The organism is Cupriavidus alkaliphilus (assembly GCF_900094595.1).
Classification (GTDB): Bacteria; Pseudomonadota; Gammaproteobacteria; order Burkholderiales; family Burkholderiaceae; genus Cupriavidus; species Cupriavidus alkaliphilus.
Map to the genome: position 1 here is coordinate 86620 of NZ_FMAD01000007.1, position 22374 is coordinate 108993.

Here is a 22374-nt window from a genome sequence, read left to right on the forward strand (position 1 = left end):
GGCATCCGGAACCGCAAATAAAAACGGGGCTCGGTGAGGAGCCCCGTTTCAGCAGACCTTGCGGTCAGCGGTCGACCTTGCGGTCGGTGCTTGCCCGGCAGCGCTTGCGCGCGACCGGAGCCGGCATCAGGCAACGGTGGCTTTCACCTGGTTGACGATGGCGGCAAAGGCAGGCTTGTCGTGGATAGCCATGTCCGACAGCACCTTGCGGTCCAGTTCAATCGAGGCCTTCTTCAGACCGTTCATGAACACGCTGTAGGTCATGCCATGCTCACGCGTCGCGGCATTGATACGCGCAATCCACAGCGCGCGGAACACGCGCTTCTTGTTGCGGCGATCGCGGTACGCGTACTGGCCAGCACGCATGACCGCCTGCTTGGCGATGCGATAGACATTATTGCGACGGCCGCGGTAACCCTTGGCAGCGTCGATAACCTTCTTGTGACGGGCCCGTGCAGTGACCCCACGCTTTACTCGAGGCATGTAATTCTCCTTTCGTTGTCGTCAGGGGTTATGCGTAAGGCATCATCGCGCGCACCGACTTCAGGTTCGTCTCATGGACGTCCTGAGTACCGCGCAGTTGACGCTTGTTCTTGGTGGTCTTCTTGGTCAGGATGTGACGCTTGAAGGCCTGGCCACGCTTGAACGAACCGTTCGGACGGGCAGTAAAGCGCTTGGAGGCGCTTTTCTTCGTCTTCATCTTCGGCATGAAAAACTCCAGCTCATATGACATGCATGCAGGTGGACGACTGACGCCGACGCTTGCAAGACCCGCATCCACTTGTTGTTGCACGATGGCCCTGGCGGACCCCGCGCGACTTCCGCACGAAGCAACGCCGGGATGACTGGCATCCCGGCCGCCGCACCGCGCAGGAATTACTTCTTCTTCTTGGGGGCGAGCACCATCACCATCTGGCGCCCTTCCATCTTCGGCATCTGCTCGACCTGGCCGATCTCTTCCAGGTCCGCCTTCAGGCGTTCGAGCATGCGCGCGCCGATTTCCTGGTGGGCCATCTCGCGACCACGGAACCGCAGCGTGATCTTGGTCTTGTCGCCATCTTCCAGGAAGCGCTTCAGGTTGCGCAGCTTGACGTTGTAGTCGCCATCATCCGTACCCGGCCGGAACTTGACTTCCTTGACCTGGATGATCTTCTGCTTCAGCTTGGCCTCGTGGGCGCGCTTGGCTTCCTCGTACTTGAACTTCCCGTAATCCATGATCCGGGCGACGGGCGGAGTCGCGTTGGGGGCGATCTCCACCAGGTCCAAGTCCTTGTCCTCAGCCAGCCGCAGAGCGTCCATGAACTTGACGATGCCGAGCTGCTCGTTATCAACCCCTACCAGGCGCAATTCAGGCGCGCTGATTTCCCGGTTGATGCGATGACCTTTGTCCGTAGCGATGTTGCGTTACCTCAAGAAGACAAAAAAACAAGCCGTGCTCACCACCCTCAGGCTTTGCTGGCGACGTCGTGTTGCAGACGCTCAACAAACGCGGAGACGGGCATCACACCCAGATCCACGTTGCCACGGGCACGCACGGCCACTTGATTGGCATCCCGCTCCTTGTCGCCCACTACCAGCAGGTAGGGGACCTTTTGAAGCGAATGCTCGCGGATTTTATACGTAATTTTCTCGTTACGCAAATCGGCCTTGGCCCTAAACCCTTGTTTTTGCAGCAATTGCACGACGCTTTCGGCGTACTCTGCCTGCGAATCCGCAATATTCATCACCACCACCTGGTCCGGGGCCAGCCAGGCCGGCAGCGCGCCGGCATGGTTTTCCAGCAGGATCCCCAAGAAGCGCTCGAACGAGCCCAGGATGGCGCGATGAAGCATCACCGGGCGCTTGCGCGAGTTGTCCTCGGAGACGTACTCGGCACCCAGGCGCTCGGGCAGCACCAGGTCCAGCTGCAGCGTGCCGCACTGCCACGAGCGGCCGATGGCGTCCTTGATGTGGTACTCGACCTTCGGGCCATAGAAGGCGCCCTCGCCCGGCAGCTCTTCCCAGTCCACGCCGCAGGCGCGCAGCGCCAGGCGCAGGCCTTCTTCGGCGTGGCCCCAGACCTCGTCCGAGCCGGCGCGCTGGTCCGGGCGCAGCGACAGCTTGACCTTCACATCCTTGAAGCCGAAGTCGTCATAAACGGAGAAAGCCAGTTCGTTGAAGGCCTTGGCCTCGGCAACGATCTGCTCTTCCGTGCAGAAGATATGCGCATCGTCCTGCACAAAGCCGCGCACGCGCATCAGCCCGTGCAGCGCGCCGGACGGCTCGTTGCGATGGCAGGCGCCGAACTCGGCGAGGCGCAGCGGCAGGTCGCGGTACGAGCGCAAGCCGTGGTTGAAGATCTGAACATGGCCCGGGCAGTTCATCGGCTTGATCGCGTAGTCGCGCTTCTCCGACTCCGTGACGAACATATTCTCCTTGTAGTTCTCCCAGTGGCCCGACTTCTCCCACAGCGAACGGTCCATCACCTGCGGCGTGCGCACCTCGTCGTAGCCGGCGTCCGTCAGGCGGCCGCGCATGTACTGCTCGACGGCCTGCCACACCTGCCAGCCCTTGGGGTGCCAGAACACCATGCCGGGCGCCTCTTCCTGCAGGTGGAACAGGTCCAGCGTCTTGCCCAGCTTGCGGTGGTCGCGCTTCTCGGCCTCTTCCAGCATGTGCAGGTAGGCTTCCTGGTCTTCCTTCCTGGCCCATGCCGTGCCGTAGATGCGCTGGAGCATCTCGTTGTTGGCATCGCCGCGCCAGTAGGCGCCGGCCACCTTCATCAGCTTGAAGACCTTGAGCTTGCCCGTCGACGGCACGTGCGGCCCGCGGCACAGGTCGACGAAATTGCCTTCGCGATACAGGCCGATTTCCTGGTCGGCAGGGATCGAGCCGATGATCTCGGCCTTGTACTTCTCGCCCATCGACTCGAACAGCGCCACCGCTTCGTCGCGGTTCCACACTTCGCGCGTGACCTTTTCGTCCTTGCGCGCCAGCTCCGTCATCTTCTTCTCGATGGCGGCGAGGTCTTCCGGCGTGAAGGGGCGCTTGTAGGCGAAGTCGTAGTAGAAGCCGTTCTCGATCACCGGCCCGATCGTCACCTGCGCCTCCGGATACAGCTCCTTGACGGCATAGGCCAGCAAGTGCGCCGTGGAGTGGCGGATCACATCGACGCCATCGGCATCCTTGTCCGTGACGATGGCCAGTTCCGCATCGCGCTCGATCCTGTAGCTGGTGTCGACCAGCTGGCCATCCACCTTGCCGGCCAGCGCGGCCTTGGCCAGGCCGGCGCCGATGCTCTGCGCCACTTCGGCAACCGTCACCGGTCCGGGAAACTCGCGGCGGGACCCGTCCGGCAGCGTGATTGCGATCATTTCGACTCTCCAGGTTCCGCCGGCGGCGCCTTGCGCCTTTGCCCGGGCGGATCAAACTGCATCTTGTGGCGTCGGCCCGCATGCCTGCGCGCCGGCGATTGGTTCTTGGCTGCCCCGCGCTGCCGCACGGGAAGGCGGCAGCTTATCAGGGCTGCTGGCAAGCGACGGACGAAAAAAAAACGCGGCCAAGGCCGCGTTTCTCTTTGTCAAACCCGATCCAACCGGGTCGAAGGCGCACCTCGACTACTGTCGCTTGCCAGCGGTAGTAGTTCGCGGTGTCATAACCATGATGCCCTTCCGTTCCGTATGGGGTTGAATCGGACTTGCCGCACTTCTTGTTACTGCTTTACTGCAATTCGTTGGTAGGCTCGATTGGACTCGAACCAACGACCCCCACCATGTCAAGGTGGTGCTCTAACCAGCTGAGCTACGAGCCTAGCGAAGCCGCAAGTATAGCATCACTTTCTTTTCGCCTGCAACACCCCCTGGACCTCTTCGATCATCAGCAGTGCCCGCTGCAGCTGCGTCGCCTCGGACACCTCGGCGGTGAACTGCATGCGCGCCACGCCCTTGCTCGACAGCGTCTTGACCCCGGTGACGTTGATCTTCTCGCGCGACAGCACTTCGGAGATGTCGCGCAGCAGGCCCTGCCGGTCGATCGCCTCGACCTGGATGTCGACCGGATAGACCGCGGCGTGGCTCTTCTTGCCCCACTCGGTCTGGATCACGCGCTCGGGCGCGCGCGCCGACAGCTGCTGGAAGGTATGGCAGTTGCGGCGATGGATCGACACCCCGCGTCCGCGCGTGACAAAGCCGACGATCTCGTCCGGCGGCGCCGGCTTGCAGCAGCGCGACATCTGCGTCATCAGCGAATCGACGCCCACCACCAGCACGCCGCTCTTGGCGCCGCGTGCCACGCTGGTGGCGCGGCTCTTCTTGGTAACGGCGTCTTCCTCGCTCAGCGGCGCCTGGACTTCGCCCTCGGGGTGGCGCAGCGCGTGCTCCACATGGCGCAGGCTGAACTCGTCCTTGGCCACCGCGGCGAACAGCTCGTCGGGGGTCTTGAAGCCCAGCCGCGTCGCCAGGTCTTCCAGCTTGACCGCGGTCTTGCCTTCGCGCTGCAGGGTCTTGTCGATCAGCGCGCGGCCTTGCGCAATGGTTTCCTGCGAGTCCATCGCGTTGAACCACGCGCGCACCTTGGCGCGGGCGCGGCTGCTGGCCAGGTAGCCGAGATCGGCATTGAGCCAGTCGCGCGACGGCCCGCCCTGCTTGACCACGATGATTTCGACGGTCTGGCCGTTCTTGAGCGGCGTGTTCAGCGGCACCATGGTGCCGTCCACGCGCGCGCCGCGGCAGCGGTGGCCGAGGTCGCTGTGCAGGTAGTAGGCGAAATCCACCGCGGTCGCGCCCTGCGGCAGCGCCACCACGCGCGCCTGCGGCGTCAGCACGTAGATGTGGTCGTCGATCGCGGCGTGCTTGATCTGCTCCCACGATTCGTCGTGCGCCACGCTGTGGTCGGCATCGTCCTTCCACGCCAGCAGCTGGCGCAGCCAGGCGATCTTTTCGTCATAGCGCTCGCTGGCGGAAAACTGCCCGGCATAGCCGCGGCTGCCCGCCTCCTTGTAGCGCCAGTGCGCGGCCACGCCGTATTCGGCGAAGTGGTGCATCTCGTGGGTGCGGATCTGCACCTCGAAGGCGCGCCCGTCGTCGCCGATCACCACCGTGTGCAGCGACTTGTAGCCGTTGGCCTTGGGCCGTGAAATGTAGTCGTCGAACTCGCGCGGGATCGGCTGCCAGATATGGTGGACGATGCCGAGCACCGTATAGCAATCCTTGATATCGTCGACGATCACGCGGAACGCACGCACATCGTACAGGTCGGCAAAATCCAGCTCCTTGCCGCGCATCTTCTTCCAGATGCTGTAGATGTGCTTGGGCCGGCCGCTCACCTCGGCGCGGATGCCCGCGGCGGTCAGCTCGGACTGCAGCCGCGCGATCGCGCCGGCGATATAGCCTTCGCGCTCGATGCGCTTTTCATCCAGCAGGCGGGCGATGCGCTTGTAGGTATCGGGCTGCTCGAAGCGGAAGGCCAGGTCTTCCAGCTCCCACTTCATCTGCCAGATGCCCAGGCGGTTGGCCAGCGGCGCGTAGATGTCGAGCGTTTCGCGCGCCACGCCGGGCAGCGGCGCCTGCTTGGTCTCGGCCAGCCAGCGCAGCGTCTGCAGGCGCGACGCCAGCCGCACCAGCACCACGCGGATATCCTGCGCGAAGGCCAGCAGCATCTTGCGCAGCGCCTCGACCTGCTCGTGGCGCGCCTGGGCTTCGTTCTTCGACGGCGCGGCCGACTCCACCTCAGGGCGATTGCCGGCGATGGCGCCGATGCGCAGCAGCTGCCGCACGCCATTGACCAGCCGCGCCACTTCCTCGCCGAAGCGCGGCTCGATCTCGGCGTCGGTCTCGGGCACGAATGCCGCCAGGCCGAACAGGCACGCGGCCGCGCGCGCGGAATCGTCCACGCGCAGGCCGTCGAGGATGCGCAGCATCCCCTCCGCGTGCGACTGCACGGTCTCGCCGGTGGGCAGCGCAACGCCGGCGCCGTGCTCGCGCACGTAGGCCAGCGCGCGCTCGACCAGCTCGGTATCCGGAATGCCCGCGACCCGGCCAGCCAGGTCGGTCGACGTCACCATGTCACAGCGCCTGCATCAGTTGAGCGCAGCGGTCACCACCACTTCGATCAGGTAATCGGGATTGGCCAGGCGGGCTTCGACGGTGGCGCGCGGCGGCGTGTTGCCTTGCGGCACCCAGGCGTCCCAGACCTCGTTCATCTCGCCGATAAGATCGATGTTGGTCAGGAAAATCTGGCACGACAGGATGCGGGTCTTGTCGCTGCCGGCCTCGGCCAGCAGGCGGTCGATATGGCCCAGCACCTCGCGCGTCTGGCCGCGGATATCGGCCTTGGGATCGACCTCGGGCACCTGGCCGGCCAGATACACCACGCCGTTGTAGACCGCGTATTCGGACAGGCGCTTGCCCACGTGGGCGCGCTTCAGTTCAGTAAGACTCATGGCAATGCGTAACTCAATAAAAACAGCCGGATCACAATCAGGCCGGTAACCAGGCCGGCAGCGGGCGCGCTCAGGCGCCGGTAAAGAACTGGCGCACGATCGCGATCTGCGCCGGATCGACAAAGGTCGGGGCGTGGCCCACGTCGGGCACTTCCACCGAGCTCACATGCTTGCCGCGCGCCACCATCTCGGCCACGGTCTCGCGCAGCAGCAGGTCGGACTGCGCGCCGCGCACCACCAGCACCGGCGCCTCGATGGCTTCGAAGCTGCGCCACAGCGCGGCTTCGCCGGCGGCGATGGCCTCGGGCGTGGACTTGCGGAACGGCAGCGCCAGCTGCGGATCGTAATGCAAGCCCCATTCCAGGCCATCTGCGCCCTGCATCGGTTTCAGGATGGCGGCGTTGAGCTCGCGCCACTGCTCGGCGCTGTGGCGGCCGAACGACGCGCTGATGGTCTGCAGGTACGCCAGCCCTTCCTCGAAGGTCTTGAAGCGCACCGGCAGGCCGAGGTAGGCGCCGATACGCTCGACCGCCGAGGGCGCGATGCGGGGGCCGACGTCATTGAGCAGCAGCTTGCGCACCGGCGACTTCGGCAGCCCGGCCAGGCCCATGCCGATCAGTCCGCCCATCGAGGTGCCGAACCAGTCCACCTTCTCCACATTGAGCCGTGCAATCAGCGTGACCATGTCGGAGACATACTGCGGCACCACGTAGCCGCTGGCATCGGCCAGCCATTCGGAACGGCCGCGGCCGACCACATCCGGGCACACCACGCGGTAGTCGCCGCACAGCGCGCGGGCCACGGCGTCGAAGTCGCGCCCGGTGCGCGTCAGGCCATGCGCGCACACCAGCACGCGCGGATTGGCGGGATCGCCCCACTCGTGGTAGGCCATGCGGTGCAGGCCCGCCGGACTGATGCACTGGACGAAACCGAGACGCGGACTGGCAGACATCTGGACTCCCTGGCAAACCGGACCGCACAGCGCCAGGAAACGCCGCCGCCGGAAGTTGAGCAAAGCTGGATTGTACGCCGCAGCGGGTACAATGCCACAGCACAGTGTCCGCGCCCCGCGCGCGGCCGCGCACGCCACGGCGCGCGCTGCCAATCCGGCGGCTGTCCTGCCGTGGCATCCCCTTTCTCTCGACGGAGGCTTACATGCTCAACGGCAAGACCGCACTGGTAACTGGCTCGACCAGCGGCATCGGGCTCGGCATCGCAAAGGCGCTGGCGGCGCAGGGCGCCAACATCATCGTCAATGGCTTTGGTGACGCGGACGCCGCAAAGAACGAGATCGCGCAGGCGGGCCAGGGCATCCGCGTGGGCTACCACGGCGCCGACATGAGCAAGGCGGCCGAGATCGAAGACATGATGCGCTACGCGCAGTCGGATTTCGGCGGCGCCGACATCCTGGTCAACAACGCCGGCATCCAGCACGTCGCCGCCATCGAGGATTTCCCGCCCGAGCGCTGGGACGCGATCATCGCCATCAACCTGACCTCGGCCTTCCATACCACGCGCCTGGCGCTGCCCGGCATGAAGCAGAAGAACTGGGGCCGCATCATCAACGTCGCCTCCACCCACGGGCTGGTGGCCTCGGCGCAGAAATCCGCCTATGTGGCGGCCAAGCATGGCATCGTCGGCTTCACCAAGGTGACCGCGCTGGAAACCGCGCAGACCGGCGTCACCGCCAACGCGATCTGCCCGGGCTGGGTGCTGACGCCGCTAGTGCAGAAGCAGGTCGAAGCCCGCGCGCAGAAGGAAGGCATCCCGGTCGAGCAGGCCAAGCGCGAGCTGGTGCTGGAGAAGCAGCCCTCGGGCCAGTTCGTCACCCCCGATGAACTGGGCGCGCTGGCCGTGTTCCTGTCGTCCGAGGCGGCCCGCCAGGTGCGCGGCGCGATCTGGAACATGGATGGCGGCTGGGTGGCGCAGTAAGGTGCCACACCGGCGCACGACAGCAAGGAGCAGCAAGCAATGATGCAACGACGACGTTTTCTCGGCACCCTGGGCGCGCTCGCGCTCGGCACGCTCGCCGTGGGTGTGCTGGGCCCGGCGGCCGATGCCTTCGCGCAGGCGAAGCCGCTGGCCATCGACGTCTACAAGAGTCCGCTGTGCGGCTGCTGCGAGGAATGGGTCAAGCACCTGCGCGCCAACGGCTTCACCGTGACGGTGCATGACGTCGAGGATACCGGCGAATACCGCAAGCGCTTCGGCATGCCCGAGCGCTTCGGCTCCTGCCATACCGGCCATATCGCCGGCTATGCGATCGAGGGTCACGTGCCCGCCGCCGATATCCGCAAGCTGCTGGCCGCCAAACCCAAGGCGGTCGGGCTGGCAGTACCGGGCATGCCGGTCGGCTCGCCGGGCATGGAACAGGGTCCGCGCAAGGATCCCTTCGACGTGCTGCTGGTCAAGGCCGACGGCGCGGCCTCGGTGTTCAGCCGCCACAACAGGCCGGCGGCCTGACGTGTCGCGGCTCCGGATGCGCCGCGGCGCATCCGGCAATGCCCTACCCCTGTGCGAGGCGCTCCAGCGCCGCCTCGACCTCCCGCCACACCGCCTCGGTCTCGCCCTCGGTGCATTCCCCATGCTGGCGCTTGACCGCGCCCAGCCGGTTCAGCACCAGGTGCTGCCCCGGCACCACGCCCGCATTGGCCAGGCAGACCTGCACGCAAGCCAGCGGACACCCGTCCAGCGCCAGGATCGGCCGGCCCGATCGCGCCACCCGCGTCAGCGCCGGCACGCCGCCGCCCACGCCGCTGATGCACGACATTTCCGCGCGGCCGGTTCGGTCCAGCCGCACCGCGCAGGCATTGGCCAGTTGCGCCACGCTGGAGCAGCCGGAGCAGGCGTACACCAGGGGCAGGGATCGGGTGGGGGAAGCCGGCATCGCGCTCCTTCCGTCAGGACTTGTGTTGACAGGACCACGCCTGCTGGGAAGCGGCCAGCATAGTGACTTGTGCGGGGACGGGCCATTCGCCGATAGAGCTAGCCCGCACGGCCGATCTGCGTAGCCAGCTGCCGGGCACCAAATGAAAAAAGCCCTGTGGCGCAATGCGCCACAGGGCCTGTCACGCAATGCCGAAGGGTTGCTTACAGCAGCGACGCCCCGGTCTTCGCCTGGATTTCCTCGCGGCTGACGCCCGGTGCGGTTTCGACCAGCTTCAGGCCGTCGGCAGTCACGTCCATCACACCCAGGTCAGTGATGATGCGATTGACCACGCCCACGCCGGTCAGCGGCAGGTTGCACTGCTTCAGGATCTTGATGTCCTCGGTGCCGTCCTTCTTCTTGGCGGTGTGTTCCATCAGCACCACCACGCGGCCGACGCCGGCGACCAGGTCCATCGCGCCGCCCATGCCCTTGACCATCTTGCCGGGGATCATCCAGTTGGCGAGGTCGCCCTTCTCGCTGACCTGCATCGCGCCCAGGATGGCCAGGTTGATGTGGCCGCCGCGGATCATCGCGAACGAGTCGGCCGACGAGAAGATCGACGAGCCCGGCAGCGTGGTCACGGTCTGCTTGCCGGCATTGATCATGTCGGCGTCGACCTCGGCCTCGGTCGGGAACGGGCCGATGCCGAGCAGGCCGTTCTCGGATTGCAGCCAGACTTCCATGCCTTCGGGCACCCAGTTGGCCACCAGCGTCGGCAGCCCGATGCCCAGGTTGACGTAGAAACCGTCCTGCAGCTCGGCCGCGGCGCGCGCGGCCATTTCGTCACGTGTCCATGCCATGATGGGTCTCCTTAGCTGGCCGCGCGCACGGTGCGCTGCTCGATGCGTTTCTCGGGGTGGGCGTTGAGCACCAGGCGCTGCACGAAGATGCCGGCCAGGTGGATCTCGTCGGGATCGAGTTCGCCGGTCTCGACGATCTGCTCGACCTCGGCCACGGTGACCTTGCCCGCCATCGCGCACATCGGATTGAAGTTGCGCGCGGTGCGGCGGAACACCAGGTTGCCGGCCTTGTCGGCCTTCCAGGCCTTGACCAGCGCCACGTCGGCGGTCAGCGAACGTTCCATCACGTACTTTTCGCCGTCGAATTCGCGGATTTCCTTGCCTTCGGCGACGATGGTGCCGACACCGGTCTTGGTGAAGAAGGCCGGGATGCCCGAGCCGCCGGCGCGCAGCTTTTCGGCCAGCGTGCCCTGCGGGGTGAATTCCAGTTCCAGTTCGCCGGCCAGGTACTGGCGCTCGAACTCCTTGTTCTCGCCCACGTAGGACGAGATCATCTTCTTGATCTGGCGCGTGGCCAGCAGCAGGCCCAGGCCGAAGCCGTCGACGCCGGCGTTGTTGGAGATGCAGGTCAGCTGCTTGGCGCCGCTGTCGCGCAGCGCGCCGATCAGCGCCTCGGGGATGCCGCACAGGCCGAAACCGCCCACGGCGATCGTCTGGCCGTCGCGGACGACGCCTGCAAGCGCTTCTGCGGCGCTGGCGTAGACCTTGTTCATGCTTCGCTCCTTCCTCGGTAGTCCCTGTCGATCTCCCCGCCGGCGGGTAGTGCGGCGGGCGACGCAGGGAAATTGTAACGGTACAATCGGCAACGGGCGGTCGGCCGTCGCCGTAACGCGTCCGACCGACAGCATACGCAAGCACAGCCGGCTACGCCATTACGTAAAAATACATAAGCAGATGCCCGCCATCGACTACCAGACCGCCTTCCAGCTCGCCCCCGTGGGCCTGGTGCTGTCACGCGAGCGCGTGATCGAGGACTGCAACGAAGAGGTCTGCCGCATCTTCGGCACCACGCGCGAGGCCCTGCTGGGCCAGTCGTTCCAGGTGCTCTACCCCACCGCCGACGAATTCGAGCGCACCGGCGCGCGCATCGCGCCGATCATGGGCAAGCGCGGCATGTATTCGGACGAACGCATCATGAAGCGCGCCGGCGGGGAACTGTTCTGGTGCCACGTTACCGGTCGCGCGCTGGACCGGGCGCAGCCGCTCGGCGCAGGAATCTGGACCTTCGAGGACTTGTCGCAGAAACGCCAGGTCACCGCCGAACTGACCGCGCGCGAACGCGAGATCGCGGCGCAACTGGTGGAAGGCAAGACCAGCAAGCAGATCGGCAAGCTGCTGGCGATCAGCCCGCGCACGGTCGACATCTATCGGGCGCGGCTGATGAAGAAGTATGGGGCGAGTACGTCGGTGGATCTGGTGCAGCGGCTGGTGGCCCACTGACGCCGAAAACGATCACCCTTCGATGATCGCCCGGATCTCCGCCGGCACCGGCACCGATTTCTCCGCCGCATAGTCGCACCACACCACCTTGGCCCCACCCTCGGCCCATACCACCTCGGGCAGATCGGTGCGGCGGATTTCCATGCGCGTCTCGAAACTGGTGCGCCCCAGCTGCCCGGCATAGACCCGGCATTCGATCTCGCCCGGATAGCGCAACTGCTTCAGGAAGGTCATATGCGCATTGATGATGACCGGCCCCTGCCCGTTCGCATCCTTGCCGCCGCGGCCCAGCGACGCGAACCATTCGATGCGCGCCTGCTCCAGGTACTGGAAATAGACGGTGTTGTTGACATGGCCCATCGCATCCATGTCGCCCCACCGGATCGGCATCACCACCGTATAGACGTGCTTCATCTCAGCCTCCAAAGCAACAGGCCCGCCAACACTGGCGGGCCTGCTTAATGACTTAGCGCTTGGCGATCGCGCCTTCAGCCTTGGTCACCAGGTCGGTGCCGATCTGCTTCTTCCACTTGTCGTAGACCTTGGCGGTAGCCTTGCGGAAGGCGTCATGCTCGGCCGGGGTCAGGTGCGTGACCTTGACGCCGTGGGCCTCCATGTCCTTCCACGCGGGCGTGCCGGCCTCGGCCAGGCCCTTGCGGGCCAGCGCGATTTCCTGCTTGCCGGCATCGATGGCGGCCTGCTTGACGATCTCGCGGTCGGCCGGGGTCCAGCTTTCCCAGATCTGCTTGTTGACCACGAAAATCAGCGGATCGGCGACGTAGCCCCAGGTGGTGACGTACTTCTGGCCGACCGTGTACAGCTTGGCGGCGGCGAACACCGACTGCGGATTCTCCTGGCCGTCGACCGCGCCCGAGGCCATCGCCGGCTGCGCGTCGGCCCAGCTCATCTGGGTCGGGTTGGCGCCCAGCGCGTTGAAGGTCTCGATGTACAGCGGCGAGCCCACAACGCGCAGCTTCAGGCCCTTGAGGTCTTCCGGCTTGCGGATCTCGCGCTTGGAGTTCGACACCTCGCGGAAGCCGTTCTCGCCCCACGCCAGCGGCACCACGCCGGCCTTCTCCAGCGTGGCGAAGATCGACTTGCCGACCTCGCCCTGCGTCAGCGCGTCCAGCGCCTTGTAGTCGGGCATCAGGAACGGCAGCGAGAACAGGTTCAGTTCCTTGACCTGCGGCGACCAGTTGATGGTGGAGCCCACCGCCATGTCGATCACGCCCTGGCGGATCGCCGAGAACTCGCGGGTCTGGTCGCCGGCCACCAACGAAGTGCCCGGGTACAGCTTGATGTTGATGCGGCCGTTGGTACGCTGTTTGACCAGGTCGGCCCAGATCTCGCCGCCCTTGCCCCACGGGAAGGCCGGGCCGAGCACCAGCGACATCTTGTACTCGGACTTGTAGGTCTGGGCCATCGCACCGGCGGGGGCGAAGGCGGAGGCGGCCAGGGCGGCGGCCGTTGCGAGCATCAGGGCACGACGTTTCATTTCATCTCCTCAGGGGAAAAGCGTCAGGTTCTTGTTGGTGAATGCAAACACGGCATCGACAGCGGTCAATAGCCGAGGTACTCCGGCAGCCACGTCGCCAGCGGCGGATAAGCCAGCACCATCAGCATGGCGATAAACATCGCCAGCAGCATCCAGATCACCCAGGGCACGGTTTCTTCCATGCGCACGCGGGCGATCCGGCACGACACCATCAGGTTCACGGCCAGCGGCGGCGTGAACTGGCCCAGCGCCACCTTCAGCGTCAGCACCACGCCGAACCACACCGGGTTCCACTGGAAGGCATTGGCGATCGGCAGCAGCAGCGGCACGAAGATCAGGAAGATCGAAATGCCGTCGAGGAACATGCCCACCGTCATCAGCAGCAGCACGATCAGCGCCAGCACGCCGTATTCGCCCAGCCCGGAGGTGGCGATTGCCTGCGCCAGCGGGTCGATCACGCCCAGCGTCGACAGCGCATAGGCAAAGATGCCGGCCAGCGCCACCACCAGCAGGATCACCGCCGAGGTCTCGGCCGCTTCCTGGAAGATCGTGAACAGGTCGCGCATGCCGATGCTGCGGTACACCACCATGCCGACGAACAGGCCATAGACCACCGCCACCACGGCGGCTTCGGTCGGCGTGAACCAGCCGGCGCGCATGCCGCCCAGGATCAGAAACGGCGCCACCAGGCCCCACGCGGCCTCGCGCAGGCTTTTCCAGAACGGCGGGCGCGGCAGCGCGGCTTCGGCGGCGCCCATATTGTGCTTGCGCGCCAGCCAGACCGCCGGCACGATCAGCGCGATGCCCGCGAGCACGCCCGGGATCATGCCGGCCGCGAACAGCGCCGGCACCGATGCGCCCGGCACCAGCACGCTGTAGATGATGAATGCCACCGACGGCGGGATCAGGATGTCGGTCGCGGCCGCCGCGCCGACCACCGCCGCGCTGTACGAGCCGGGATAGCCCGCGCGCGACATCGCCGCGATCATCACGCCGCCGACCGCGGCCGCGTTGGCCGGGCCCGAACCGGAAATGCCGCCGAGGAACATCGCCACCAGGATCGCCACCAGCGGCAGCATGCCAGGGCCACGGCCGACCACGGCGATGGCAAAGGTCACCAGCCGCTGCGCCACGCCGGAGCGGTCGAAGATCGAGCCCACCAGCACGAACATCGGGATCGCCAGCAGCGGATACTTGGCCAGGCCTGCGTAGAAATTCTGCGGCACCGCCAGCAGGCCGAACATCTGCGTATCGAGATTGGACAGGCCGATCGCAACCAGGCCGCCCAGCCCCAGCGACACGCCGATCGGCACCCCAAGCAGCATCAGGCCAATAAAGACCACGAACAGGATGATGGCAACCAGCGTCATGGCGCACGCTCCGTCGCCGACTGGCTCTGTTGATGCAGCGCCTTGAGCGCGCGCACGTTGCGCACCATCAGGGCCAGCGCGCGCAGCGCGATGCCGGCCGACAGCACCGGCAGCCAGATCGAGTACCACCAGCTCGGCACGCCGATGCCTGGCGAGGTCTCGCCGAAGGTGTACTCATCCCAGGTAATGCGCGCCCCCAGCACCGCCAGAGCGATAAACATCACCGCCACCGCCAGCGCCGACAGGACCGCCAGGCGCCGCTGCCGCGCGGCGCTGCCGCGTTCGAAGAAGAATTCGATGCGGATATTGCGGTCGCGCGCCACCGCGGCGCTGCCGGCCACCAGGGCCAGCACGATCATCAGGAAGACCGAGAATTCCTCGGTCCAGGCGAACGACTCGTCGGTGAAATAGCGGACCACCACGTTGGCGAAGGTGATGCCGACCAGCAGCACCATCACGATCACGCCAATCCAGTCCTCGAGGCGGGGCGATACCCGGAATTCAGCGTCCTGCGCTTCGTCGGCGGCCCGCGGGATCACCGCGGAATCGACGACGTGTTGCGGCACGGCGTTGCGCCGTGCCTCTGTTTGTTGCTCCATCTCCCCGGCCTCCGGTCCAGGGCCGCTCGGGCCATGCGGCCACCGCGGCGTTCTCGCTTTGTATGTAAAGACTTAATCTGCAGACATGGCGGATTATGCCAAGACTGGCCTGCCACGCACGAAATTTCTGAAGTTTGACGCGTACTGACGACGGCGCGCCCAAGGGGACCGGATAAGCCCTGGGTTGGCGCTCGGGCATCCCGCGGCGCTTTTGGCGCGTGGGCGGGATGCGGGGGACTTGCGCCCCCGGTGTCAGCGCGCGGGCGCTCAGACCATGCCGTCGTCGGCGGTGATGACGGCGCCGTTGATGAACTGCGACTGGTCCGATGCCAGCAGCAGCAACAGGCCGTCGAGGTCTTCCGGCTTGCCCAGGCGCTTGCGCGGCAGCATCTGGATCAGCTTCTGCCCGGCGTCGGAATCCCAATGGTGGTGATTGATATCGGTGTCGATATAGCCGGGGCAGATGGCGTTGGAATTGATGCCATGGCGCGCCCATTCCAGCGCCATGGCCCTGGTCATGTGCACCACCGCCGCCTTGCTCATGCAATACACGCCGATCTGCGACAGCACCTTCAGCCCCGCCACCGACGCGATATTGACGATACGCGCCTGCGGCAGCGGGCTGCCGTTGCGCTCGGCGCCCTTGGCGCGCGCGATCATGCGCTTGGCGACTTCCTGCGCGACGAAAAACGCCCCGCGGGTATTGGTGTCGAAGACGAAGTCGAAGTCTTCCGGGGCCACCTCGGTCAGCTTCTGCGTGGTGGACACGCCGGAGTTGTTGACCAGGATATCGATGGCGCCGGCTTCGGTCTCGGCGTGCGCCACCGCGGCGCGGATGCTGTCGGGGTCGGTCACGTCCAGGCGCACCACGTGCGCGCTGCCGCCCTCGGCCTCGATCGCGGCGCGCAGTTCCTTGAGCCGCTCGGTGCGGCGCGAGGCCAGCACCACCTTGGCCCCGGCGGCAGCGAGCACCGTGGCGAAACGCGAGCCCAGCCCGCTGGACGCGCCGGTCACCAGCGCCACCTTGCCTTCCAGATTGATCGACAAACCCATGATTACCTCTTGTGCGGGAGCCCCTCTGGCCTCATCAGGAGCAGAAGGCAGCATATCAAAAAAAAGAACGACCGTTCCAAAAAAATCCTTGCCTGTGGGTGGCGAGTCCCGGACAATGCCGGAGATTCTAAGAACTTGGCCCGCAAAGGGAAAGAGGGAAAACGCGCGATCCGGCCGCCTTCGGACGCCGTTCCAGCGTTGTTCCGTCGCCGTTCGATCGCCGTCCGATCGCGAATCGGCGCCGATTCACCGCCGGGCCCGCGCGGCTCCCCGGGCGGCCCCCACGCCTCGCCCGGGCCGGGTTCTCAGCAAAAAGATCACCGCATTTCCCACAATTGCCAGCTAGCAGCAAAGAAACAGAGGGTTAGAGACAAATGGATCAGCAACAGCTCCTGGAGCAGTTCGGCCCGCGCGAAGCCATGGAATACGACGTGGTCATCGTCGGCGGCGGCCCCGCCGGCCTGGCCACCGCCATCCGCCTGAAGCAACTCGCGCAGGAGAAAGGCGCCGACGTCAACGTGTGCGTGCTGGAAAAGGGCTCCGAGCCCGGCGCGCACATCCTGTCGGGCGCCATCATGGACCCGCGCGCCCTGAATGAGCTGATCCCGAACTGGAAGGAGCTGGGCGCGCCGCTGAACCAGGCCGTGACCGAGGACAAGTTCCTGTTCCTGAACGAGACCGGCTCCAAGGGCACGCCCCCGGCGCTGCTGCCCGAGTGCTTCCACAACGAAGGCAACTACATCGTCAGCCTGTCGAACTTCGTGCGCTGGCTGGGCCAGCAGGCCGAGGCGCTCGGCGTCGAGATCTTCCCGGGCTTCCCGGCCGCCGAGGTGCTGTACAACGAAGACGGCTCGGTCAAGGGCGTGGCCACCGGCAACATGGGCATCAACAAGGAAGGCGAGCCGACCGACAACTTCCAGCTCGGCATGGAGCTGCATGCCAAGTACACGATCTTCGCCGAAGGCGCGCGCGGCCACCTGGGCAAGCAGCTGATCGACAAGTTCGGCCTGGATGCCGGCAAGGATCCGCAGAGCTACGGCATCGGCCTGAAGGAACTGTGGGAAATCGATCCGGCCAAGCACAAGCCCGGCCTGGTGGTGCATACCGCCGGCTGGCCGCTGGACCCGGCCACCTACGGCGGCTCGTTCCTGTACCACATGGAAGACAACAAGGTCGCGGTCGGCTTCGTGGTCGGCCTGGACTACACCAACCCGTGGCTGTCGCCGTTCGAGGAATTCCAGCGCTTCAAGACCCATCCGGAGATCCGCCAGTACTTCGAAGGCGGCAAGCGTCTCTCGTATGGCGCGCGCGCCATCACCGCCGGCGGCCTGCTGTCGCTGCCCAAGACCGTGTTCCCGGGCGGCGCGCTGGTCGGCTGCGATGCTGGCTACCTGAACGCCTCGCGCATCAAGGGCAGCCACGCCGCGATCAAGACCGGCATGCTCGCCGCCGAGGCCGCCTATGACGCGCTGCAGGCCGGCCGCCAGCACGACGAGCTGAGCGCCTACCCGGCCGCGTTCGAGCAGAGCTGGCTGTACAAGGAGCTGCTGCAGGCCAAGAACTTCAAGCAGTGGTTCAAGAAGGGCCGCACCACCGCCACGCTGATGACCGGCATCGAGCAATGGCTGCTGCCCAAGCTGGGCGTGCGCAACCCGCCCTGGACCCTGCATCGCCAGAAGCCGGACCACGTCTACCTGAAGCCGGCCGCCGAATGCCAGAAGATCGAGTATCCGAAGCCGGACGGCAAGCTGACCTTCGACCGCCTCAGCTCGGTCTTCATCAGCAACACCAACCATGAAGAAAACCAGCCGGCGCACCTGACGCTGAAGGACGCCAGCGTGCCGGTCGACATCAACCTGGACAAGTACGCCGGCCCCGAGTCGCGCTACTGCCCGGCGGGCGTGTATGAGTTCGTGCAGGACGAGACCTCGGGCAAGGAACGCCTGCAGATCAACGCGCAGAACTGCGTGCACTGCAAGACCTGCGACATTAAGGACCCGACGCAGAACATTGTGTGGGTGACCCCGGAGGGTGGCGGCGGCCCGAACTACGTCGGCATGTAAGACGGCCGCGCAAGCGCGCTGGCAAGTGACAACGGCACCGGATTCCCGGTGCCGTTTTCTTTTTATTCGACCGCGGCACGCGTTAGCGTGCCTGCCGCCGCGCTGCCATCGCCTGGTCGACCACCTCCGCCTGCAGCGCCTCGCTCGGATTGTCGAAAGCCTGCCTGCGCAGCGTGTCCAGCTGCTGCCGCCGATCCTGCTCCGACAACCCCGCAAACGCCTCGATCTGCGCGCGGCGCGCGGCATAGTCGTCGTAGCGCTGCTGCCATGACTGCTCGGCCTGCGCCTGCTGCTGGTAGCGCTGCGCCACCTCGGGGCCGTAGGCCTGCGCCAGCGCCGCGCCGATGTCCTGCGCGCCGCGGCCGGCAGCCTGCAGGTCGGCGATGGTCTGGCTGATAGCCCGCGGGCGTGCGCTGGCTTCGCGCGCGGCGCGCAAGGGCTCTGGCAGCGTGGCGTCGAGCTCGGCCAGCCGCTGCCGCCGCTGCGCGTCGTCCAGGCCGGCCTGCGCCGCGATCTCCAGCCGCGCCAGCATGGCCTCGTCATGGGCGTGCTCGTCGCCGAACCAGGCCTGTGCGACCTCGGGCAGCCAGCGCTGGCGCGCTGCATGGCGCTGCGCCAGCAGCGCGCGCAGCTGCCGCACCTGCTGCGCATCCAGCGTGCCGTCCGTATCCGCCAGCGGCTTGCGCGCGGCCTCGGGCTGGCTCTCGGCCAGGCAGGCCACGTAGCGGCGCCACAGCTGCCAGGCCTGCCCGGCCGCGGGCTGCGGCACATGGCGGCGGATATCGTCATGCACCACCGCGTCGAGCGCATCGATGCCGCCGGCGTCGTGGCGCGCACTCAGGAAATAATCGAAATAGGTGCGCAGTGCTCGCGTCAGCCGCAGGTTGCCCGCGGCATCGGCCTGGGGGCCTGCGGGCATCTCCACACCGGCCAGCGATGGCCAGGCGGCGTCGACAGCGGGCACCGGATCCGCCGATGGCGCAAGCGGAGCCGCGGCGTTCGCCACTGCCGCCTGCCGCGGCACGGGCGCCGGATCCGCCGGCAGGGTCAGCCAGTACACCGCTGCGGCCGCGGCGCCGGCCGGCAGCAGGGCCAGCCAGATCCGCGGCGATCGCTCAGAGCTGGTCATTGCGCAGCCGGTTGGCGTGGTTCAGGATGACCGTGCGCGGATCCGCATCCTGGTACAGCCCCGCCATCTGGTTGACCTCGTCGAGATGGTTCCAGTAATAGCCGGTGGCCAGCACCCGCCCCCACTTGCTGCTGCACACCGAGACCAGCCCGTCATTGGCGCCGGCGCCCTTCAGCGCCATCAGCCCTGCCGAGGTCGACATCATCACCGTGGACGGATCCAGCAAGTTGGAGCGCAGCAGGCTGAGCGGGCCGCCCTGCCCGGTCCACGAATACGCGGCCTGGGTATGGGTGACGAGATTGCCCGCGGCGTCGCGCGCCTGGCGCTGCTCGGACACTGCGCCGGCGCTGTCGCAGTCCGCGCCCAGCGCCGACCTGGTCCCTGGCACCAGCGTGGCGTCAAGCCGCGCATTCTGCTCGGCGGCGCCGCGCGTGGTCAGGCTCTTGAGCGACGCCAGCGCATCCTGGTCCAGCGCCTGCCCGTTGCTGATGCCGTTGAACCAGCCGACCGTATCGAACACGCCCTGGATCAGGCTGACCAGCACCGGGCCGGCGATCGGGATGGTGCCGATGCCGTTGATCAGGTCGAGCACGGTGTCGGCCACTTCGCTGCCGCGGTGGGGGCTGCCGATGGTGGTGACCGAAGCCACGTCCTGCGGCGACATCGCCGCCAGCACGCGCGAGGTGGGCCCGCCCTGGCTGTGGCCGATCAGGTTGACCTTGTCGGCGCCGCTTTCCAGCTTGACCGCGCGCACATAAGCCTGCAGCGCCAGCGCGCGCTCGGCGTCGCTGTTGAACGACGGCACCGTGGCGACATAGACCTGCGCGCCATGGGCCCGCAGCACTTCGGGGATGCCATACCAGTAGTCGAGCACGCCGGCCATCTTCGCCGCGCCGGTCAGCCCGTGGACCAGCACGATCGGGTAGCGCGTCTTTGCGTAGTCGCCATTAGCGGTGACGGCGGCGGCGGCCGGCGCCGGTTGCGCCAGCATGGCCGCGGCGGCCAGTGCCGCGGCGGTGCCTGCCAGCCTGCGCAGGGAATTACGGGGCTGCTGCACGCGTGGTACGGGCGTGCGTTGCCCGCACGCGTGGGGTTCGCCGTGCTCCATCTGGTCTCCTCGGTGGTGGGTCTTTTTATGTTGGAAGCAGTAAAGACGGCCCGCCCCGGGGAGACAATCAAAACATTAGCGGATTTCCTCTAAACGGCCGCTACAGCCGCCGGTTGCACGGGCATGCGGGTGCTGGAAAGCAGCTGCTCGTAGATGTAGCACTGCAGCAGCGTCAGTTCGCGCTCGGCCAGGACATCGAAGGCCACGCCGAACGCGGGGAAGTCGGCATCGTCGCCGGCGGCGCCGGCTGGCGCCATGCGGACCCAGCCGTCGATCACCACCTCGCTGTCCAGCGACGCGGTACGCAGCTTGAAGCGCAGCCGCACGCGGCTGCCCGGCGCGGGGGCCGGAGAGGTGGTCTGCACCAGCGCGCCGCCGGTGCTGAGGTCGGACAGCAGCGACAGGCGCGCGGCGCTGCCGGCGCTGCCGGCGCTGCCGTCATCATCGCCGGGTTCGGTCAGGTAAGCGGCCAGGCGGGTGGGCACGCGCGCGGCCTTGCGCACCGGCGTCGCGTGCCGCTGCACCGGCGCCGACAGCACCAGGTAGCGGAACGGGCTGCGGCACACGGCGGTAATGGTCGAGGTGAAGCTGTGGATGGCGTGTCCCGAGAAGCCGCGCAGCACCACGCCATCACCGGCCTGCAGCGGCAGGTCGCGCCCGCCCAGTTGCGGCCAGGTGACAAAGAGCCCCTGCTCGATAAAGCCGATCAGGCGGCTGGCGGCCGGGCGCGCGGACTCGCCGTCGAGCTTGACATGCAGCAGCGTGCCGACCTGCAGGCCGAGCGGCCCGGTGGCCGGGCGCAAGTCCTCGGCAACCTCGTCGCCGGCGTCGTCGCGGCACACCGTGCCGTGGCGGAACACCAGCGCCAGGTCGCGCGCATCGGGAATGATGTTGCCGCTGCCGAGCACCAGGTTGCCCTCGCCATCGAGCAATGACCAGGGCAGCGGGTGGCCGACGGGAAGATCGTTAGGGGTGAGCTGGATCATGGCTGTTTGCAGTTGGCCCCGGCGTGGGCGTGCTGGGACGCGACGAGCCCTGGGCGGAACTGACGCACGGACTCCGCCGCCTGTATTGGGCTTCTATCGGCGTCCGTGCAGCGAAATTTAGTGCCGGGCAATAGATACCGAGGCCGCATGTGTAGCATCGGCTACCTGATGCAAGCTTGACGCGCCGCAAAGTTGAGTCCAGAATCGCGAAAACCTGTCAGACAGCCTGACACATCGAGCGCCATGACCACTCTCCTGCCCCGTCCGGCTTCGCTTGCCACACGCATCGCGCAGACCCTGCATGACGACATCCTTGCCGGCCGCTACGGCGCGGGCGCGCGCCTGCCGGCCGAGTCCGCGCTGGCCGACGCCTTCGGCGTCAGCCGCCCGATCGTGCGTGAGGCCATTGCCCAGCTGAAGGCCGACGGCGTGCTGGTCACGCGCAAGGGCTCCGGCGCCTATGTGTCGGAGACCCCGGGCGGCCAGGCCTGGCGCGTGGCCAGCGCGCCCGACGGCGGCCCGACGCTGGCGCAGCTGTTCGAGCTGCGCCGCGTGGTGGAGACCGCCTGCGCCGAAATGGCGGCGCGGCGGCGCACCGAGGCCGACATCGAGGCCATCCGCGCCGCGCTGGCGGCAATGCAGGCGCAGGCCGACGGGCACGGCGACATGGCCAGCGCCGCCGCGGCCGACATGGCGTTCCACCATGCCATTGCCGAAGCCGCGCACAACCCCTGCTTTACCGGGCTGACGGATTTCGTCAGCCAGCAGATGCTGGCCGCGCGCCAGCGCGCGTGGGAGAACACCGCGCGGCTGAGCAACGCCACCGGCGCGCCGCGCGCCGCCGACCAGGAACACGCGGCCCTGGCCGAAGCCATTGCCGCCGGCAACGCCACGGCCGCGCGCAACGCCGCGCAGCAGCACCTGGCAGCCGCCGCCGCGCGCCTGGGCCTGCCTGCCTGAACCCGGATATATCGAGACCCCTGA

General features: G+C 66.8%; 23 protein-coding genes and 1 tRNA gene. 5 read left to right on the plus strand and 19 right to left on the minus strand.

Features of this window, described 5'->3' with window-relative positions; translation table 11 throughout:
* Positions 1 to 126: 126 nt before the first annotated feature.
* The 8 genes from rplT to GA0116996_RS16120 all read right to left on the minus strand — a co-directional run bounded on the left by rplT (position 127) and on the right by GA0116996_RS16120 (position 7370).
* Positions 127 to 483, minus strand: coding sequence for a 50S ribosomal protein L20 (gene rplT / locus GA0116996_RS16085; RefSeq protein ID WP_008650487.1), 357 nt, complete (start codon positions 481 to 483; stop codon positions 127 to 129).
* A gap of 28 nt (positions 484 to 511) precedes the next feature.
* Positions 512 to 709 carry a 50S ribosomal protein L35 gene (gene rpmI / locus GA0116996_RS16090; RefSeq protein WP_006575466.1) on the minus strand — a complete coding sequence of 66 codons (198 nt, stop codon included), beginning with the start codon at positions 707 to 709 and terminating at the stop codon, positions 512 to 514.
* Positions 710 to 876: 167 nt separating this feature from the next.
* Positions 877 to 1398, minus strand: coding sequence for a translation initiation factor IF-3 (infC, locus tag GA0116996_RS16095; RefSeq protein ID WP_081479471.1), 522 nt, complete (start codon positions 1396 to 1398; stop codon positions 877 to 879).
* Positions 1399 to 1445: 47 nt separating this feature from the next.
* Complete coding sequence (gene thrS, locus GA0116996_RS16100) at positions 1446 to 3353, minus strand: threonine--tRNA ligase (protein ID WP_092313588.1); 1908 nt, start codon at positions 3351 to 3353, stop codon at positions 1446 to 1448.
* Between the two features lie 360 nt (positions 3354 to 3713).
* A tRNA-Val gene (locus GA0116996_RS16105) sits at positions 3714 to 3790 on the minus strand.
* 21 nt (positions 3791 to 3811) lie between these two features.
* Positions 3812 to 6040: a RelA/SpoT family protein gene (locus GA0116996_RS16110; protein WP_092313591.1), complete on the minus strand. Its 2229-nt coding sequence runs from the start codon at positions 6038 to 6040 to the stop codon at positions 3812 to 3814.
* Between the two features lie 15 nt (positions 6041 to 6055).
* Positions 6056 to 6418: a RidA family protein gene (locus tag GA0116996_RS16115; RefSeq protein ID WP_092313594.1), complete on the minus strand. Its 363-nt coding sequence runs from the start codon at positions 6416 to 6418 to the stop codon at positions 6056 to 6058.
* Positions 6419 to 6488: 70 nt separating this feature from the next.
* Positions 6489 to 7370 carry an alpha/beta fold hydrolase gene (locus tag GA0116996_RS16120; RefSeq protein ID WP_092313597.1) on the minus strand — a complete coding sequence of 294 codons (882 nt, stop codon included), beginning with the start codon at positions 7368 to 7370 and terminating at the stop codon, positions 6489 to 6491.
* A gap of 203 nt (positions 7371 to 7573) precedes the next feature.
* On the opposite strand from GA0116996_RS16120, the gene GA0116996_RS16125 reads away from it, so the two are divergent.
* Together GA0116996_RS16125 and GA0116996_RS16130 are read left to right on the plus strand one after the other, a co-directional pair.
* Positions 7574 to 8350, plus strand: a complete 777-nt coding sequence (locus GA0116996_RS16125; protein WP_092313600.1) for a 3-hydroxybutyrate dehydrogenase — start codon at positions 7574 to 7576, stop codon at positions 8348 to 8350.
* A gap of 39 nt (positions 8351 to 8389) precedes the next feature.
* Complete coding sequence (locus tag GA0116996_RS16130; protein ID WP_092313603.1) at positions 8390 to 8881, plus strand: DUF411 domain-containing protein; 492 nt, start codon at positions 8390 to 8392, stop codon at positions 8879 to 8881.
* Between the two features lie 43 nt (positions 8882 to 8924).
* On the opposite strand, the gene GA0116996_RS16135 is transcribed toward GA0116996_RS16130, so the two are convergent.
* From GA0116996_RS16135 to GA0116996_RS16145, 3 genes are all read right to left on the minus strand, one after another.
* Positions 8925 to 9305 carry a putative zinc-binding protein gene (locus GA0116996_RS16135; RefSeq protein ID WP_092313606.1) on the minus strand — a complete coding sequence of 127 codons (381 nt, stop codon included), beginning with the start codon at positions 9303 to 9305 and terminating at the stop codon, positions 8925 to 8927.
* Positions 9306 to 9508: 203 nt separating this feature from the next.
* Positions 9509 to 10147, minus strand: a complete 639-nt coding sequence (locus tag GA0116996_RS16140) for a CoA transferase subunit B (protein ID WP_092313609.1) — start codon at positions 10145 to 10147, stop codon at positions 9509 to 9511.
* Positions 10148 to 10158: 11 nt separating this feature from the next.
* Positions 10159 to 10860: a CoA transferase subunit A gene (locus GA0116996_RS16145; RefSeq protein ID WP_092313612.1), complete on the minus strand. Its 702-nt coding sequence runs from the start codon at positions 10858 to 10860 to the stop codon at positions 10159 to 10161.
* 181 nt (positions 10861 to 11041) lie between these two features.
* On the opposite strand from GA0116996_RS16145, the gene GA0116996_RS16150 reads away from it, so the two are divergent.
* Complete coding sequence (locus tag GA0116996_RS16150) at positions 11042 to 11587, plus strand: PAS and helix-turn-helix domain-containing protein (RefSeq protein ID WP_092313615.1); 546 nt, start codon at positions 11042 to 11044, stop codon at positions 11585 to 11587.
* A gap of 12 nt (positions 11588 to 11599) precedes the next feature.
* On the opposite strand, the gene GA0116996_RS16155 is transcribed toward GA0116996_RS16150, so the two are convergent.
* From GA0116996_RS16155 to GA0116996_RS16175, 5 genes are all read right to left on the minus strand, one after another.
* A complete protein-coding gene (locus GA0116996_RS16155) occupies positions 11600 to 12001 on the minus strand; it encodes an acyl-CoA thioesterase (RefSeq protein ID WP_092313618.1) in 402 nt (133 codons plus the stop codon).
* A gap of 52 nt (positions 12002 to 12053) precedes the next feature.
* Positions 12054 to 13082 carry a DctP family TRAP transporter solute-binding subunit gene (locus GA0116996_RS16160; protein WP_092313621.1) on the minus strand — a complete coding sequence of 343 codons (1029 nt, stop codon included), beginning with the start codon at positions 13080 to 13082 and terminating at the stop codon, positions 12054 to 12056.
* A 65-nt stretch (positions 13083 to 13147) separates the two neighbouring features.
* Positions 13148 to 14452 (minus strand): TRAP transporter large permease, encoded by a 1305-nt coding sequence (locus tag GA0116996_RS16165; RefSeq protein ID WP_174549297.1) that lies wholly within the window; start codon positions 14450 to 14452, stop codon positions 13148 to 13150.
* The gene (locus GA0116996_RS16170; protein ID WP_092313624.1) at positions 14449 to 15051 is read right to left on the minus strand and encodes a TRAP transporter small permease; all 603 of its coding nucleotides are present in this window, start codon (positions 15049 to 15051) and stop codon (positions 14449 to 14451) included. The genes GA0116996_RS16165 and GA0116996_RS16170 overlap by 4 nt, the downstream gene beginning before the upstream one ends.
* A 267-nt stretch (positions 15052 to 15318) precedes the next feature.
* Positions 15319 to 16104, minus strand: coding sequence for an SDR family oxidoreductase (locus GA0116996_RS16175; protein WP_092313627.1), 786 nt, complete (start codon positions 16102 to 16104; stop codon positions 15319 to 15321).
* A 374-nt stretch (positions 16105 to 16478) separates the two neighbouring features.
* Between GA0116996_RS16175 and GA0116996_RS16180 the strand changes: the two genes are divergently transcribed.
* Positions 16479 to 18167, plus strand: coding sequence for an electron transfer flavoprotein-ubiquinone oxidoreductase (locus GA0116996_RS16180; protein ID WP_092313630.1), 1689 nt, complete (start codon positions 16479 to 16481; stop codon positions 18165 to 18167).
* A gap of 82 nt (positions 18168 to 18249) precedes the next feature.
* On the opposite strand, the gene GA0116996_RS16185 is transcribed toward GA0116996_RS16180, so the two are convergent.
* From GA0116996_RS16185 to GA0116996_RS16195, 3 genes are all read right to left on the minus strand, one after another.
* On the minus strand, positions 18250 to 19296 hold the full coding sequence (locus GA0116996_RS16185; protein WP_092313633.1) for a lipase secretion chaperone: 1047 nt from the start codon (positions 19294 to 19296) through the stop codon (positions 18250 to 18252).
* Positions 19283 to 20404, minus strand: coding sequence for an esterase/lipase family protein (locus tag GA0116996_RS16190; RefSeq protein ID WP_092313636.1), 1122 nt, complete (start codon positions 20402 to 20404; stop codon positions 19283 to 19285). The genes GA0116996_RS16185 and GA0116996_RS16190 overlap by 14 nt, the downstream gene beginning before the upstream one ends.
* 89 nt (positions 20405 to 20493) lie before the next feature.
* Positions 20494 to 21390, minus strand: coding sequence for a flagellar brake domain-containing protein (locus GA0116996_RS16195; protein WP_092313639.1), 897 nt, complete (start codon positions 21388 to 21390; stop codon positions 20494 to 20496).
* A 243-nt stretch (positions 21391 to 21633) separates the two neighbouring features.
* Here GA0116996_RS16195 and GA0116996_RS16200 point away from each other — a divergent pair, with 243 nt between their 5' ends.
* On the plus strand, positions 21634 to 22350 hold the full coding sequence (locus GA0116996_RS16200; RefSeq protein WP_092313642.1) for a FadR/GntR family transcriptional regulator: 717 nt from the start codon (positions 21634 to 21636) through the stop codon (positions 22348 to 22350).
* The last annotated feature ends 24 nt before the right edge of the window (positions 22351 to 22374 follow it).

Bases quoted from the DNA above. Each gene is read 5' to 3' on its own strand.
- rplT (WP_008650487.1), bottom strand. From the start codon at position 483: ATGCCTCGAGTAAAGCGTGGGGTCACTGCACGGGCCCGTCACAAGAAG.
- rpmI (WP_006575466.1), bottom strand. From the start codon at position 709: ATGCCGAAGATGAAGACGAAGAAAAGCGCCTCCAAGCGCTTTACTGCC.
- thrS (WP_092313588.1), bottom strand. From the start codon at position 3,353: ATGATCGCAATCACGCTGCCGGACGGGTCCCGCCGCGAGTTTCCCGGA.
- GA0116996_RS16110 (WP_092313591.1), bottom strand. From the start codon at position 6,040: ATGGTGACGTCGACCGACCTGGCTGGCCGGGTCGCGGGCATTCCGGAT.
- GA0116996_RS16115 (WP_092313594.1), bottom strand. From the start codon at position 6,418: ATGAGTCTTACTGAACTGAAGCGCGCCCACGTGGGCAAGCGCCTGTCC.
- GA0116996_RS16120 (WP_092313597.1), bottom strand. From the start codon at position 7,370: ATGTCTGCCAGTCCGCGTCTCGGTTTCGTCCAGTGCATCAGTCCGGCG.
- GA0116996_RS16125 (WP_092313600.1), top strand. From the start codon at position 7,574: ATGCTCAACGGCAAGACCGCACTGGTAACTGGCTCGACCAGCGGCATC.
- GA0116996_RS16130 (WP_092313603.1), top strand. From the start codon at position 8,390: ATGATGCAACGACGACGTTTTCTCGGCACCCTGGGCGCGCTCGCGCTC.
- GA0116996_RS16135 (WP_092313606.1), bottom strand. From the start codon at position 9,305: ATGCCGGCTTCCCCCACCCGATCCCTGCCCCTGGTGTACGCCTGCTCC.
- GA0116996_RS16140 (WP_092313609.1), bottom strand. From the start codon at position 10,147: ATGGCATGGACACGTGACGAAATGGCCGCGCGCGCCGCGGCCGAGCTG.
- GA0116996_RS16145 (WP_092313612.1), bottom strand. From the start codon at position 10,860: ATGAACAAGGTCTACGCCAGCGCCGCAGAAGCGCTTGCAGGCGTCGTC.
- GA0116996_RS16150 (WP_092313615.1), top strand. From the start codon at position 11,042: ATGCCCGCCATCGACTACCAGACCGCCTTCCAGCTCGCCCCCGTGGGC.
- GA0116996_RS16155 (WP_092313618.1), bottom strand. From the start codon at position 12,001: ATGAAGCACGTCTATACGGTGGTGATGCCGATCCGGTGGGGCGACATG.
- GA0116996_RS16160 (WP_092313621.1), bottom strand. From the start codon at position 13,082: ATGAAACGTCGTGCCCTGATGCTCGCAACGGCCGCCGCCCTGGCCGCC.
- GA0116996_RS16165 (WP_174549297.1), bottom strand. From the start codon at position 14,452: ATGACGCTGGTTGCCATCATCCTGTTCGTGGTCTTTATTGGCCTGATG.
- GA0116996_RS16170 (WP_092313624.1), bottom strand. From the start codon at position 15,051: ATGGAGCAACAAACAGAGGCACGGCGCAACGCCGTGCCGCAACACGTC.
- GA0116996_RS16175 (WP_092313627.1), bottom strand. From the start codon at position 16,104: ATGGGTTTGTCGATCAATCTGGAAGGCAAGGTGGCGCTGGTGACCGGC.
- GA0116996_RS16180 (WP_092313630.1), top strand. From the start codon at position 16,479: ATGGATCAGCAACAGCTCCTGGAGCAGTTCGGCCCGCGCGAAGCCATG.
- GA0116996_RS16185 (WP_092313633.1), bottom strand. From the start codon at position 19,296: ATGACCAGCTCTGAGCGATCGCCGCGGATCTGGCTGGCCCTGCTGCCG.
- GA0116996_RS16190 (WP_092313636.1), bottom strand. From the start codon at position 20,404: ATGGAGCACGGCGAACCCCACGCGTGCGGGCAACGCACGCCCGTACCA.
- GA0116996_RS16195 (WP_092313639.1), bottom strand. From the start codon at position 21,390: ATGATCCAGCTCACCCCTAACGATCTTCCCGTCGGCCACCCGCTGCCC.
- GA0116996_RS16200 (WP_092313642.1), top strand. From the start codon at position 21,634: ATGACCACTCTCCTGCCCCGTCCGGCTTCGCTTGCCACACGCATCGCG.